This window comes from Phormidium sp. CCY1219 (assembly GCF_055795085.1).
Genome location: NZ_JAYFEQ010000724.1, coordinates 71,681 through 86,856, shown reverse-complemented (window position 1 = coordinate 86,856; position 15,176 = coordinate 71,681). Strand labels below are relative to the sequence as shown.

The window sequence follows — 15,176 nt, the reverse complement described above, 5'->3', positions numbered from 1 at the left end:
GAAAGCGCGATCGGGCGGGCGCGATTTCCATCCAGTGCGTTTTATCGGCACGCCACCGGAGATGAGATTACACCCCATAATAGGAGCGATACCAGGAGACAAACCGGGGAATGCCCACCTCAAGCGGCGTCGTCGGGCGAAACCCCACATCCCCTTCCAGTTCCTCAATATCCGCATAAGTGGCGGGGACATCTCCCAGTTGCATGGGAAGAAACTCCTTTTGTGCCTTCTCACCCAGACAATCTTCCAGAATTTCGATAAACCGCAGCAATTCCACCGGCTGATTGTTGCCGATATTGTAAATTTTATACGGCACATCCACCGGTGGGGAGTGAAGGTTCGCCCCGGAGGTTTGGGGAATGCGATCGAGAACCCGCACCACCCCAGTAATAATATCGTCCACGTAAGTAAAATCCCGTTTCATCTTGCCATAATTAAACACTGGAATTGGCTTGCCTTCTAAAATCGCTTTCGCGAAGATAAATAATGCCATATCCGGACGACCCCACGGGCCATAAACCGTGAAAAAACGGAGTCCCGTAGTCGGCAACCCATAGAGATAGCTGTAGGTATGTGCCATCAGTTCGTTGGCTTTTTTGGTGGCTGCATACAAACTAATCGGACAGTCTACATTATCGCGAACGGAAAACGGCATTTTGGTATTTGCGCCATAAACCGAACTGGAAGAAGCAAACACCAAATGCTTTACATTTCCGTGACGACAGCCTTCTAAAATGTTGGTAAAGCCGACTAGGTTGCTATCCACATAGGCGTGAGGATTGGTTAAAGAATAGCGTACCCCAGCTTGAGCGGCTAAATTCACCACCCGATCCGGTTGGAACTGGGCAAACAGGTTCGCCATTCCTTGGCGATCGCTCAAGTTTAATTTGCAAAACTGAAACTGCGGGTTTTCTTGCAACTGCGCCAATCGTGCCCGTTTTAAATTCACATCGTAATAATCGTTAAGATTATCCAGACCGACAATCGCTTCCCCCCGCGCCAACAGCCGTTGACACAGATGGAAGCCAATAAAACCCGCAGCGCCCGTGACTAAAATAGGTTTCATTAACGCTTACAAACTCCAGTAGACTATTTTCTCGGGAAAAATAGTGGGTTCAAATGCCGATTTCACATCCATGAAAATCGCCTCCGGATTCATGCAGCGGATTAATTGGTTCGGCGAGAGTTCTAAATACTGGCGATGTGCCACAGCCAGAATTATGGTATCGAGAGCGAAGAGTTCTTCCCAAGGAGCGAGGGTAATGCCATATTGGCGCGAGACTTCTTCCGGATTGGCGATCGGATCGTGAACTAAAGGCGCAATGCCAAAGTTTTGGAGTTCGCGCACGATATCCGGGACGCGAGTATTGCGAGTATCCGGAACATTTTCCTTAAATGTAATCCCCAAAATCCCCACCCGAGCTTTTTTCATGGGTACGTTCTCGTAATTGCTGAGCAGTTTAATCGATCGCTCCGCGATATAGCGCCCCATGTTATCGTTGATGCGACGACCGGCGAGAATCACTTCCGGACGATAGCCCACGGATTTCGCTTTTGCGGTGAGATAATAGGGGTCAACGCCAATACAATGACCGCCCACCAGTCCCGGTTTAAACGGCAAAAAATTCCACTTGGTTCCCGCTGCAGCTAACACTTCGCGACTGGGGATATTCAGGCGATCGAAAATTAACGCCAGCTCGTTCATTAAGGCAATATTCAAATCGCGCTGAATGTTTTCGATGACCTTGGCGGATTCAGCCACTTTAATCGAAGGGGCGCGATAAACCCCCGCATCAATAATCGTTTCATAAACTGTGGCGACCCGTTCTAGGGTTTCTGGATCTTCACCGGAAACCACTTTGACAATCGTCTCCAGTCGGTGTTCTGGATCCCCGGGATTGATACGTTCGGGAGAATAGCCTAATTTGAAATCGATGCCTTGGCGCAAACCAGATTCTCGGGCTAAAATTGCGCCGCAAGTTTCTTCGGTGACGCCGGGATAAACTGTGGATTCGTAAACCACTACCACACCGGGTTGAAGCATGCGCCCGACAATTTCCGAAGCACGGATCAGCGGCGTCAGATCCGGGTAATGATTGGCATCAATGGGAGTGGGAACGGCGATAATAAAAAAATTAATGTGGGTTAAATCGTTAGGGTCGCTGGTGAATTGGAGTGTGGTGGCAGTTAAGTCATCTGCAGAGACTTCACCAGTGATGTCGATTCCCTGTTTGAGGTCGCTTATTTTTTTTGAATTGATATCAAACCCAATGGGATTGGGGAATTTTTTGGCTATGGCGATGGCTAAAGGTAGCCCCACATAACCGAGACCGATAATCGCGATTTTTTCCTGCATGATTTTTCTGGATTACATAGGGGGTTGGAAAGGTAGATGCTCCTAATCTCAGAAAAAAAACGATCGCTTTATTGCAGTTGGAGAAATGGTGGAACTGTTACAGTTCCGAACCTTCGTAAACTTGGGCAGACCGTAAGGTTTTCAATTCAGAAGCGATACCGGGAGTGGGAAAGGGAAGAGTGGATTGTCCGGTATCCGAGAGATCCACTTGCTCGAACCAGAAGAATGCCCCGATCGCCAATGTGCCGATCGCGATCGCACTCGGTAGCGCGATCGCCGGGGATGGGTTAAGGGCGATCGCCATTCCCACAACCCCACAAATGCCGGCCACTTTGTACAGTCGTGCCACCGCTTGCGGTACGCTTAAGCCAATTTTCACCAAGCGATGAGAGCTATGATCCCGACCGCCATCGGTAATTTTCAGTTGGCGACGCAGGCGCGAGAAGGTTACGAGGGTGGTGTCGAAAATCGGTACTGCCAAAATGAATATCGGCACTAACCCGATCCAGGAATATTCCGACGTGGGGGAAACCACCATCAACCCCAGTGCGGCGACCAGAAATCCGATGACCAGACTGCCGGCATCTCCCATGAAAATCGTGGCGGGATGCCAGTTAAACCGCAGGAAACCGACGGTGGCACCGAAGAGAGTCGCACAGAGTACGGAGACATGGAGCTGCCCTTGGGAGAAGGCGATCGCGCCGAAACAGAGGCAGGCGATCGCCGCCACGCCACTGGAAAGACCATCCATATTATCTAGGAGATTCATGGCGTTACAGATTCCCACCACCCAAAAGAGGGTGAGGCCGATATCCAGGGGGTCAATCCCGGTGAGATGGAGGGAAATGCCGCTGTAAATGAGGGCGATCGCCGCCACCAGTTGTCCGGCGAGTTTGGGCAGGGGATTGAGTCCGCGCAAATCGTCATACAATCCAATGCCGGCGAGCACCGTGGCCGCGATCGCCAGGGTCAACCCCTCCGACAGCAACCAGTGCGAGTCCAGAATCAATACCGTGGCCACAAATGCCCCATACATGGCGATCCCGCCCAGGACGGGAATCGGTTGGTGATGGGCCTTGTGCCGTCCCGGTTTGTCCAGCCACCGAAACCGATTTGCCGCATTGCGGGCGATATAAGTCCCGGCTAAGGCGAGGGAGACAGAGAGAATGAATCCCTGAGTTAACAGCCAATGTTCGTTCATAATTTTCCCCATGCTGGTACTTTTGCATAATTGGGCTGGTGTGAGGGGGCTGGGGGTCAGAGAAAACTGGTTAAATTAATCTAAAAAAAAGATTGATTCTGCCCTTTGAGTGTGGTATAATTCAATCTTCAGGTTAGGCTTGTGCGCTACGCGACAAAGGTTTGCGAGGTTGGCAGATGGCCAAGTGCCTTGTGGGCGCGATCGCATGGTTTCAACTCACCCCGGTTGGGCATCTGGCTCGCTCTATCCATTATATTTTTCGGGATAATTTTGTGAAGCCAGTTTTCTGACACCTGCACCCAGATGATAGCTCGTTCGTCTCATTGGAAGAGAGTCCGTGACTTTTTTCTCCCAAAAGATAAATCGATTGCCAGTAATTTCCCGGTAGATGCAGTCCAAACCTCTCACTTATATCGCAAATCACCCATTGCCTGTCCGTAAATCCACGATGGCTTCATTTCTGTAGGCTGGGCATTGCCCACCACAACCTAGATAGAGAGACTAACCCTTCTGGGTTCTCAAGACGAACTGCGTTTTGATGCGGATGCGTTCCCTGTGGCCAATTGACGATGCTGGGGCAGGTGAAGTAAAGTTTTGTAAAGCCCGTCCATGTCGGTGACTAAGCGCGCTGAGTTATATTTTTTTACCGTAAGCGTTTGTGCCTGCTGTGCCATTTCAGCGGTACGGGTTGCCTCGGCAAACCGATTGAGAATCGCGTTTGCTAAGGCGGCGGGGTCGCGCGGGGGCACCAGACGCCCGGTGTCGCCATCCCGGATCAAATCCGGAACGCCGCCGACCCGGGTAGAAATCACCGGACAACCGGCAGCCATTGCTTCAATTAACGAAGCTGGGGTGCCTTCATTATCCGAGGAAATCACCACCGCATCTAAGTCCGCATACACTTGCGCCAAATCCCGCCGCCATCCGGTGAAGATGACCGCCTTCTCCAGATGGAGTTGTTGGACGTAGGTTTCCAGGTCCGCGCGCAGTTCGCCGTCGCCGACGAGCAAAAAGCGGAGGTTGGGGTTGTGTTGATGGGCGATCGCCGCCGCATCCAGGAATAGATGCAGGTTTTTAATCGGCACCATCCGCCCCACTGCACCCACTAAACCGATATCGGGGGTTAAGCCGAATTCGGCACGAAACCGATTTGTTTCTGAGACTGCTTTGAGGCGATCGAGTTCCAAGCCTAAAGGAATGACTTGGATGTGGGTGGGATGGGTGATGCCAAACTCGAGGATTTCCGATTTGAGGCGATCGCTAATGGTGATAATGCGACTGCTGAGCTTCGCACAAATTTTCTCTAACTCGATAAAAAAACGAGTTTTTGCCCGACCGAAATATCCGTGAAAAACATGGCCGTGAAACGTATGCACCACCAGAGGCACACCCGCCAACCGCGCCGCAAGTCGCCCCACAAACCCCGCCTTCGCCGTATGGGTATGGACGATATCCGGTTTCCACTGTCGCATCAAGCGATAGAGTTTCATCAAGGTGACGATATCCTGACGGGGATCGATGGCCCGTCCCAGATCCGGAATGATTTCCATCGAGAGGTGACGGGCGGCGAATTCATCTTTCAGGGTGCCTTCGCGACTGGTTTCCATTCCCGTGACCAGGAGACATTCGTAACCGAGACGAGTTAACCCTTCATTGAGTAAGGTGACATGGGTAGCAGGCCCACCGATATTCATGCGGGCGATAATTCGCATCACGCGGATGGGGGGGGAGGGAGAGGAAGAAAGCATGGTTATGTGGAAGTTATTAAAGGTAGTTTGAAAACCAGACGGTTAGTAATGAATTGGGAGGAAAAGATTCTCCCGGGTTCAATATTATTTATTTTTGGCTAGAAATTCCCAACACCTCCTCGTAAACGGCGATCGTTTTTTGTACCATGCGTTCTACAGTAAATTCTTGTTCCAATCTTTGCCTTCCAGCTATGCCAAATTGCTGGCATAAACTTGGATTTTCTATCAGCTTTAATAGTGCTTGCGCTAAGGCATCAGCGTTGTCCGGGGGCACCAGCAATCCCGTTTTTCCATCAATAACAATTTCAGGGATCGCCATAACATTGGAAGCAACGACGGGTTTACTCACAGCCATTGCCTCTAGCAAAACCAATCCAAATCCTTCGCCAAAAGTAGGAAAAGCAAAGATATCAAACTCTGACACCACGGCACTTAGTCTGGGTTGATGGACATAGCCAAGAAAATGAGTCTGTTCTGCAATTCCCAAGGTACGAGCTTGTTCTTCCAATTTGGTGCGATATGGCCCGTCCCCAACAATTACGAGAGAAGCTTGTGGGTGCTGTTCGAGACATTTTGCAAAAGCATCAAGCAGAACGTGGACGCCTTTTTGGTGCAGCAGACGGCTGACTGTGCCGACGATCGGTTTGGGAAGGTTAACCAGTTCTGAATTACCTTGAGTTCCCGCCAGGAATTGTTCCATTTCTAGGGCATAGTGAATCACCCGCATTTTTTGAGAGGGAAGTTTTTCGGTTTGCACCAGCCATTCACCGATCGCTTGAGAGATAATGATTAATTGTTGTTGCCATTGGGCAGCCATTCGGTCTAAAAAACCGTACAGTTTTTGAGAACGCCAAGGATTAAAACCATGCTTCGTGGAAACAATGGCTTGAATCCCTGCTAATCTTGCCGCCAAAGTACCGTAGATATCGGCATGAAATAAATGAGTGTGGATTAAGTCAAAAGAGTTGGATCTCAAATAGCGTGTTATCTGTGTCACGATAAGGGGGTCTATATCTCCCGACATAGAAATTAGATGAGTCTGAATTCCAGAAGCCTGCATTTGTTCGATGAAAGGTTCGGGACGGTCTTCTGAGTCCGCCAGCACTAGCATAGTTTGCTCGTAACCGTGCTTTTTGATCTGGGGAAGTAAGGTTAGCAGGTGGTTTTCCGAACCGGCAACGCCTGCGACTTTTTGAATGTGTAAAATATTCGCCATATATAGCGAGCCTAAATCAGTTGTGCAAAAATTTCGTGTTTTTAAAATTATAACGATCGAAAATATTAAATTTAAATAAAGTTTGTAAAATTTGTTTAATTATATAAAAAATTGTGCATACAGGGTAAATAATTCGGATAAAATTTTTAACTTGCAACCAGATTCCTTCGACCGTATTTTATTTGAGAGCATAAGGATCAAAAAGTTCACAAGCGATCGACCTTTTTTTATCTTTACCGTCATTTTCGGCTCTCAAAAACTCTTTCATTTCTTATCCTCTATGATAGCTGGCACCCTCCCCAATCAATAAAAACTTCTGGTGAGGCGGATGATGTTTTTTAAGTTCCTCTAAAAATTTCACTGTGTTTTTTCCATTGCCTCCTTCATAAGGACTCACAATAAAGTTGTTGGTCAGCAAGTTTAAGGCTTTATAATAAGTTTGACGATCGCGTTGATTGGGTATGTCTACAAATCCTCTATCTTTTTTATCTGCCCATAGGTATCCAACCCCATCATCTCCCAAGAGGTGACATTCATTTACTGAATACACAGCAAGCTCTCCAGACTCTATCTGTGGTTTTAGTTCTTCCAGTAAATCAGCTATTTCTTGATTTCTTGCTCTGACCTGTTCCGGATCCTGTCTGGGATGCTTTTGATTGGCTTTTTGCCAAGTTATTCTGGCAGATTTTAGAATGTTATAATAACTTCCTCTTGATTTAAAGACTGCATCATACTTTTCCATAATATACTGTTATATCTCAAAAATATTTTGTCTCCATGAAAGCTCTATAAGCCAGTGAATATTTTTTATTTTACCTTGCTTTGAATAAAGTTTTTACCTATTGCAAGCAAGTTTAAGTCCGGAAATACTTCGTTTTTCATCGTTTTTTTGCTGGACAATAAAGCTCTGGAACACTCTTACTCTCTCTTTATTTTTTTTATAAGAGAAGCCCGAACATCTTAGTCTAACTGCCTCCGCTCTCTTCCATTTTCTGATATCTTTACAAGTGGAAAGAAACTTTTCCACTTCCTGAATATGTTCTTGTACATCGAGATAATCCTTTTCACCAACCATGTTGCACCCTAAAAAAATCACTCGATCTTCTATTGTATTAGACTCATTCCCAAGTTGCATAAGTGATTTTGAATCGCTATAATTTAGAACTTGGTTACAATATAAATTGCAGAATAAGCAATGGCTGCGATCCACCATCCCTTGAGAATAAAGTTGTATTTTTGGCTAGTTTCTTGACCCACACTAGACAAAATGTATAAAAGAGCAAAATGAGGTATGCTTTGACGATGTATAGTCAACCCCAACATCAGAGACAAACCAATCGTCACTTGCATGGCTATTTCTACTAGACCAACAACACAAAACTCACTGTTTTTCCAAAAGCATAAAATTCCTTTTAAAAAAAATGGCATCATCAAATATTGAGTCAACCCAATTAAACCAATTACAAACGTAGAAAAATTGAAGTCTCCAAAAATCACCAGAGGAGATGGAGAAAAAGGAGCGCGACTTACTTGAATCAGAATATTTCTCAAAGACCAAGGCTGGTCAATATCGAGGAAAGACCTGGTTACTGATGAATTGGCTGTTTGCAAAGTGCCCCAAGAAGCTGTAGCACCGATAAAGATTCGATTATTAATGTGTTCTATAGCCGTATTTAAAAAAGGTCGCATTACAAAAAAAACTACTCCGCCAACAACCGCTATCATTAAAATTCGTTGCCAAGATAAAAAATTACGAATTTTCCATTCTCCTTGACCAAAAATTAAATAAAAAACCACAGCTATTAGAGGAAAAAGTGCCCAGCCCCCCCGGATAAAAGCAGTGATTCCTACGCAGAGCAGCGCAAAAATCAGGCGCGTTCCCAGCATCCAAGAGGGCACTAACAGTCCCCACAATGTTAGAATTAGCAGGAAAGCACAAGGCAATTCCTTGAGGTTCATGGCAGAATAAAATAACAGCGGCGGAAGAAAAATGCAAAAATTCAGCGCTCGACTGGCAGAGTTTATATCCGGATAAATTTTATAAGTTATATCGCAAATAAAAAAAGGCATCAGACTGCCCAATGTTGAATTGAAAATTTTGGGCAGCAGCAAGTTAGATCCGAACGCTATATATAAAAGTGAAACCACTGCAACATATCCATCTCCTAAGACATCTGTAAATGACAGGGAAAGGAGGTCTGTTGCCTTTTCGTGTAATATCTGCTCATCTTGTTCTTGATAAGCATAGGTTAACAATAAGCTAATAAGAATTCGCAAGAGAAAGGCAATTGTGAACAAATCTAGGGCATTTTTGGGCGATCGGCGACTGGAGACAATTCCCAATCCAATAGAATAGGCAAGTATTAGAGGCACAATTGCACCTTGAATAGAGATTTCTGTAGATGGCAGAAATGGAGACTGGGGATGTTCAGCAAAATGGGCGGCCATCGTTACTACTATCAGTACAAATCCCACCCACAGTGAAAACTTGGCAACTTTTCCGATCGCTTTGTTGAACATTCGATTAAATATGCTCGCTCGAAGATGGTTGGACAAATTTCAGCACTTTTTGAGTTCGTTCTATCCAGGTATATTCTCGGACTTGCCGTCTGGCGTTTTCAACGAATTTTTCACCAGTAGAGCGATCGCTCAAGATAGTTTTTAGAGCATTAGCCAATGCTAAGGCATCTCCTGGTTTCACTAACCAGGCATTTTCTTTATGTTGCAAGACTTCGCGAATTGATGGCAAGTTGCTGGCAACTATCGGTACTCCTGCTGCCATATATTCAAATAGTTTCATTGGCGAAGTAAAATAGGCGGAAAATTCCGTCCACTGCCAAGGAATTGTTACTACGTCACAAGCACGCATCCAAAGAGGCACCTGATTATTGGGGACGCGATCGACAAACTGAAGACGATGTTCGGGAACGCCTAAACGATGAGCAAGCTCAAGATAACTGGGGACAGCTTCCATCGGGCCACCCACGCATAACAGTAAAGGTTCTTGACCATCGAGAAGTGGCAACTGAGCCATTGCCTCTACCAGTTCCGGTATGCCTTTTTCCATTTCCATTGTGCGAAAGCGTCCGATGTAGCCAATAATCGGACGTTCTAAGGGAAGTCCGACGCGTTTTCGGCATTCTTGTTTATCTGGCAAATCGGCAAATAGAGACAAGTCCACTGCATCAGGATGAACGATAACTTTTTCAGCAGGAAACCCCATTGCCACAAATTCTTTTTTGATAAATGAGGTGAGTACGACCACAAGCTGCAATACTGAATTTTGAGTGAGTTGACGTAGGAGCGCTCGTTGCCCTCTTTTTGGAACCACATGAGCTTCGTAAATCGTTGGTAGTCCTAGTCGCACTAACCAGAAAGCCAGACTAATGTCGCGGGTATAATACAAATCTGCTTTTTCTCGGCCAGCTACCCAGGCAGCATAAAATGCCCACAGAAAAGCATGAGTAAAAAAGAACAGTGCAAAAGCTCGATCGGGAATAAATTTAATTAATCTAACCACGTCCCAATTAGGAAGCGTCTGGATCTTAAATGTGGATGTAATCCCGTAGTAATCAAACACGCTGGTAGTTTGCAGACTGCTATTGGGTTGATGGCGATCGGGGTGCAGTAGTAGCACATCTAAACCTTGCTGTCCGAAGGCTTCGCACATTTTGCAAATTTGATAACCGTGTGCTTTTTCCGTTGGCATTCGAGCATTTGCAATGTAAACCAGTCGTTGGGAAATCATACTTTTTTTGAGATAACAAATAGATGGTGGATTGGGTTTGAAGGAACTCTGTAATGGTTTTGTAACTGGAGAGATTCAACTGCTGCGATTTCCCTCAAAATTGTTGCTAACGAACACCCCGGACGTCCGATTTCCCAATGATGGTCTTTGGCACTTTGTGGAACCTTCAGGACTCTGTTAGTTAGTCTAGGAAAACTGACAATTTGTCGGATAGCGTTACGACTGGAAAAAATTCTGAGATCCAGACTCAGAAACCAACGCACATCTGGAACGCTAAACAATAGGTATTGTTTAGAGACTCTTAACATTTCTATTAAACTCGGTTGAAGTAGTTCAAAGGGCTGATGTTCTAGTACCTGAAATGCACATACGCAATCAAATTGGTTTTCTTTACAAGGTATTTGAGTGACATCACCAACATATGTAGGATTGGTTTCTGTTATGATATCTAAGGTTTCAACTCCAATGTTTCTTTGAGATACATAGTGACTCATAAAATTGTTTCCTGGCCCTACCTCTAAAATGGTTTGCCCAGGATTAACTAAAGTGAAAATCTCATTAATTTGATGCCAATATGACCCAAATCTACCTTCGTAGTCGTAGCTTTTTTTTAAATAATTATTTTTCTTCATAATAAATCGCTCCAACTAACGTATCGCCAATAGTATATAGTATAATAAGATTCACGAATTTATTATTTTATTTTTTTGCTGTTAAGTAGTACATAAGCACCCATCTGTTTTCAAAATTACTTTTTTTGAGATTTTTAAGTACATTATCTAAACCAATTGCACAAGTTCCACCTATAGTATTTAAAATTTTGCCTTTAAATAACGGGTGGATTATCTGAAATGCTGATTGGAAAATGCCCCCCAATGGGATTACATCAATTTTGGCAAAACCAGCGTGTTTGAACAATTTATTTAGGCTGCTTTCAGTGTATCGAAAATAATCATGAGGATCGCCATGAATATTAATAAGGAATGGCACCATCACTTCACAATTACCTCCGGGTTTTAGTATTCGGTACATTTCGCCAATCAACGGCTGGTGATTGTAAATATGCTCTAGAAGATTAAACGCAATGACAGCATCAAACTCAGAGTCTTCAAAAGGCAGAGGTTGTTCGAGGTTGCATAGGACTGTTGGTTTATTATCAGGCACAATATCAGCCGTGACCCATTCAGTTACTTGAGATTCTAACAATAGCCGATATGACGGTCGATCGCCTCCACCCAAATCCAATATCCGACCCTGTATTTTGACTCGTTCGCGAATAATCGAGTTCATTCTAACACGGGCGATTGACTTGCCTTTCCATAGCCAGTAAATAACTTATTTAAATTTCATAAAAACCCCTCAAATAATTTTGATTATTTTTTCATGTGACAAATTGTTCAATTAAATTTGCTACTAATCCAGTTAGGCTGTGATGAGTAACTACGATATTTCTCAGTTTTGTAGCCATTTCATTTTGGTAAGTTTCAGTCATGGATAATAACAGCAAGAGGCGATCGCACAATTTTTCTGTACTTCCATCAATTACCCAGGTATTCGCTAATGCTGTTCCCATAACTCGAATAAAGGTCTGATTAGCGACAACAACAACTAATTCGCAACTCATCGCCTCTAAAACCGCCTTATCCATCCCACCAGTAGGGCACAAGTTGACAAAGCAGTCAGCTTGTTGATAGTAATCAACGACTTGGGGAAAGGGGATACTTCCCGCCCAAAACACTGTATCTTGCAACTGATACTGCTCCACCTGATTCTTTAATTCATCTTCATAAAGTTTGTCTGACTCGCTTGCTGGTCCCCCGACGATTTTTAGGCAAACAGACATATCGGGCTTTTTTTCGCGCAATAAAGCGATCGCTTCAACCAGTAACTCGACTCGTTTGATAGGGGACAGACGCCCCACGGTCAGAATTGTAAAAGGACGTTGCCTTGAACTTCGATCCCCCCCTAGCCCCCCCTTTGGAAAGGGGGGAACAAGAGGCACAGACAAATGATCTCGTTTAGGAACAAACTTTTCTGTGTCGATGCCATGACCAATAACTCTAACTTTACTGCTGGGAATCCGAAAACTTTCTTTGGAAGCCGTGACCACGCGATCGACACAAACTGTTGCTAAACGTAGAATTGGCGTTACTGATTTATGGGTGTACCATAAAACGGTATGAATCTTTTTTAAGCGAAGAAAAGGAGCGGCCATCACCGCAAATAGAGGCATCATGTGAGCAAAGCAAGCATCATAATGCTGCTCTGCTAGTAACCTGCCTAAAATACGATAGAATTCGATCGCCCTTCGGGGTTCGCTATATCCTTTTTCCTTACCAACGGAGTGTACCCAGACATTTTGCGGAACTTCAATCTTGCCCGATCGCATGGTAATCACGTCAATGGACTCCACGTGTTCTGCCAGGGCCGCTATCCAACGAGTGGCAAACCCTAAAATGGGGTCATCAACATCAGTTGCCAAATTAAAAAGTAGAAGGCGCATGATTCATTCCTCCTTGGTTTAGCAACTCTTGTGCGGCCTCAAAAATCTTGCCATATCCTTGCACGTAGCCTTCTGTGGAAAAGAATTGCTCTGCAAAAGCACGAGCATAGCGTCCCATTTCTTTGGCCTCAGTGGGATGTTCTAGCATCCAGCGCAAGCGTTCGGCGAGAGCTTTTTCATCTCCTGGAGGCACGAGAAATCCATTAATGCCTTCCTGCACTATGTCGGGAATCCCACCCACCTTACTGGCGATCGCAGGTGTCCCAGTTGCCATTGCTTCTAGAACGACTCGTCCAAGTCCTTCCGAGAGGGAGGGCAGCACAAAAACTGACGCCTGACTCATGTACTTTGCTAACTCTGGCTGCTCCAGTTGCGAGATAAATTGAACCTGACTTTCTAACCCCAACTTGCGAACTTGCGCTTTCAACTGGTCAGCATAGGTTTTGTCATCCTCACGTCCAATAATTACTAACTTTGTTTGCGTAAAATCTTGGGCAATACTGGCAAAAGCGTTGACTAGATGAGTAAGACCTTTTAAATAAGTTAAGACGCCAGCATAAACAACTTTTGGGGATTCAGGCTCATTCCTTGGAACGCTAACATTTAAAAATGTTTCTATGTCTGTCCAGGTAGGAAATTGTACAATTGACTTGTCACTCAACCATCGCTGTAATTGTTGCCCCGTAACATGAGACACTGAGCGGAGTAAGTCAGCACTGTTCAGGGTAAAATTCGCCGCATATCTCATCAATAAGCGATAAATGCCCGTGAATCGAATCTGCTTTTGTAAAAATAGGCTTTCTTCAAAATCACCGTGGCTTTCCACCACTAACACTACCTTTCGCCCAAAGCAACTAGCCATCTTTTTTGCTAAAGCAGCGGCCACCCCTTCATAGGGACTTTGAGCCACCAAAATTTGTACCCGATTTCGGAAAATTATCCACAGAGTTAGAATTGTCCCCAGAATTAACATTTCTGCATAGCGCAGGATAGCCCAAGGTAGCTGAGGCATTAAATAAAAGTGAGCGTGTTCGGTAAACTGGCGCGGGAGAATGTTTGGAGAAAAGCCGATTATAAATAACTCTCCTAATGGCTTGAGAGCGCGAAATTTTTTTTCGCTCGTTTTATCTAGGGGATGGCTATAGCGAGCGCCACCTATCCAGCAACAAGCTATGTTTGGGGAATTTTTGCTGTTTCCCAAGGTTTGTGTGCGAACATATTCTTGATTTTTCACGGCTTTATTTGGCGATATTAGCTTTAAATTAAGTTAAACAAATTATCTAGTTTACGCTATAGATTGATAAAGATTAACGTAGGATTCAACTACTTTGTTCCACGACATACTTTGAGCGAAATTTATGGCATTACGAGACATTGAAGACCAGTCAAAACTAGGGTCTAGTAACTTCATCATGGATTGCGCGATCGCATCAGTATTTCCTTGCTCTACTAAAAAGCCACTGTATCCATCTTTAATCGCATCTTCATTGCCGCAGTCTAACGATCCTATAGAAGGCACTCCAAATGAATTTGCTTCTAAGTGAACCAGACCAAACCCTTCAAAACTATTACCGACATTCATCGAAGGCATCACCAGACCGCGAACTCTACTGTAGTAGTAATTGAGTTCTTCTGTGGAGACAGTTCCTAAAAAATATACATGGTTTTCAAGATTGTTTTCATTAATCTTATTTTTCACTTGTTGGACATAGTTGGTCTGAGCAATAGAGCCAGCAATATACAGTTTAGCCTCTGGAAACTTCTCAACCACTTTTGCCAGGGCTTCAACAGCTTGCAAGGTTCCCTTCCTGGCTTTGACTTGACCGACTGCTAAAAAAGCGTTCTCGCGTTTAGGGAACTGCTGATGGTTGGGAAATAACTGAATATGTTCTGTGTTGACTCCTAAAGGAATTACTTGTAATTTATCCGCAAATTCTGGTAGTCGTTCGTTTATTAGTCTGGCGACATAATGACTGATAGTCGGAATACTCTCTGCTAATTTATAAGCTTGGTAGTAGAGATTACTATTTTTTTGATTAAGACTAGAGAAAGCATAGGTTCCGACTGCATTAACCAGCAATTTTTTTGGATTTCTTGAAGCCGCAAGATAGGCTAAAGGCATAAAGGGTTCGGCAAAACAGTGGACTATGTGACAGTTGCTAATTTTGGAGCGAATTTTCAACCAGTCCCATTGTAAATTAATCGGTTTGCGGATGCCGTTGGAAAAGGAACGGAGAACGGAGTAGCTTTTGAACCCATCTTGATTGGCTTTGGGAGCAGAAATATCCAGAAAAACGACAGGTTCTATTCCATAGTCAGGAAGCCGTCTAATAATTTCGTAGGAATAACGCCCCCATCCGTTATCAAGGGACAAGCTGGTGGTCAGACAAGCAATTCTCATGGT

General features: G+C 44.7%; 14 protein-coding genes. All 14 read right to left on the bottom strand.

Features of this window, described 5'->3' with window-relative positions; translation table 11 throughout:
* Positions 1-67: 67 nt before the first annotated feature.
* Complete coding sequence (locus tag AC0QH1_RS21910; RefSeq protein WP_324633461.1) at positions 68-1,066, bottom strand: NAD-dependent epimerase; 999 nt, start codon at positions 1,064-1,066, stop codon at positions 68-70.
* 6 nt (positions 1,067-1,072) lie between these two features.
* A complete protein-coding gene (locus tag AC0QH1_RS21905) occupies positions 1,073-2,356 on the bottom strand; it encodes a nucleotide sugar dehydrogenase (protein ID WP_324633459.1) in 1,284 nt (427 codons plus the stop codon).
* 97 nt (positions 2,357-2,453) lie between these two features.
* Positions 2,454-3,557 (bottom strand): glycosyltransferase family 4 protein, encoded by a 1,104-nt coding sequence (locus AC0QH1_RS21900; RefSeq protein WP_324633458.1) that lies wholly within the window; start codon positions 3,555-3,557, stop codon positions 2,454-2,456.
* 518 nt (positions 3,558-4,075) lie between these two features.
* Entirely contained in the window at positions 4,076-5,305 is a 1,230-nt protein-coding gene (locus AC0QH1_RS21895) for a glycosyltransferase family 4 protein (protein WP_324633457.1), read from the bottom strand.
* Positions 5,306-5,393: 88 nt separating this feature from the next.
* Entirely contained in the window at positions 5,394-6,521 is a 1,128-nt protein-coding gene (locus AC0QH1_RS21890; RefSeq protein WP_324633456.1) for a glycosyltransferase family 4 protein, read from the bottom strand.
* 271 nt (positions 6,522-6,792) lie between these two features.
* Positions 6,793-7,263 (bottom strand): winged helix-turn-helix domain-containing protein, encoded by a 471-nt coding sequence (locus AC0QH1_RS21885; protein ID WP_324633455.1) that lies wholly within the window; start codon positions 7,261-7,263, stop codon positions 6,793-6,795.
* A gap of 93 nt (positions 7,264-7,356) precedes the next feature.
* Positions 7,357-7,656, bottom strand: a complete 300-nt coding sequence (locus tag AC0QH1_RS21880; RefSeq protein ID WP_324633454.1) for a hypothetical protein — start codon at positions 7,654-7,656, stop codon at positions 7,357-7,359.
* Positions 7,657-7,679: 23 nt separating this feature from the next.
* Positions 7,680-9,041 (bottom strand): hypothetical protein, encoded by a 1,362-nt coding sequence (locus AC0QH1_RS21875; RefSeq protein ID WP_324633452.1) that lies wholly within the window; start codon positions 9,039-9,041, stop codon positions 7,680-7,682.
* 4 nt (positions 9,042-9,045) lie between these two features.
* Entirely contained in the window at positions 9,046-10,230 is a 1,185-nt protein-coding gene (locus AC0QH1_RS21870; protein WP_324633451.1) for a glycosyltransferase family 4 protein, read from the bottom strand.
* A 35-nt stretch (positions 10,231-10,265) separates the two neighbouring features.
* On the bottom strand, positions 10,266-10,901 hold the full coding sequence (locus AC0QH1_RS21865) for a class I SAM-dependent methyltransferase (protein ID WP_324633449.1): 636 nt from the start codon (positions 10,899-10,901) through the stop codon (positions 10,266-10,268).
* Between the two features lie 67 nt (positions 10,902-10,968).
* Positions 10,969-11,559 carry a class I SAM-dependent methyltransferase gene (locus AC0QH1_RS21860; RefSeq protein WP_324633448.1) on the bottom strand — a complete coding sequence of 197 codons (591 nt, stop codon included), beginning with the start codon at positions 11,557-11,559 and terminating at the stop codon, positions 10,969-10,971.
* Positions 11,560-11,650: 91 nt separating this feature from the next.
* On the bottom strand, positions 11,651-12,772 hold the full coding sequence (locus AC0QH1_RS21855; protein ID WP_324633447.1) for a glycosyltransferase family 4 protein: 1,122 nt from the start codon (positions 12,770-12,772) through the stop codon (positions 11,651-11,653).
* The gene (locus AC0QH1_RS21850; protein ID WP_324633446.1) at positions 12,753-14,006 is read right to left on the bottom strand and encodes a glycosyltransferase family 4 protein; all 1,254 of its coding nucleotides are present in this window, start codon (positions 14,004-14,006) and stop codon (positions 12,753-12,755) included. Before AC0QH1_RS21850 ends, AC0QH1_RS21855 begins: the two co-directional genes overlap by 20 nt.
* Before the next feature lie 51 nt (positions 14,007-14,057).
* The gene (locus AC0QH1_RS21845) at positions 14,058-15,173 is read right to left on the bottom strand and encodes a glycosyltransferase family 4 protein (protein WP_324633444.1); all 1,116 of its coding nucleotides are present in this window, start codon (positions 15,171-15,173) and stop codon (positions 14,058-14,060) included.
* Positions 15,174-15,176 lie beyond the last annotated feature (3 nt).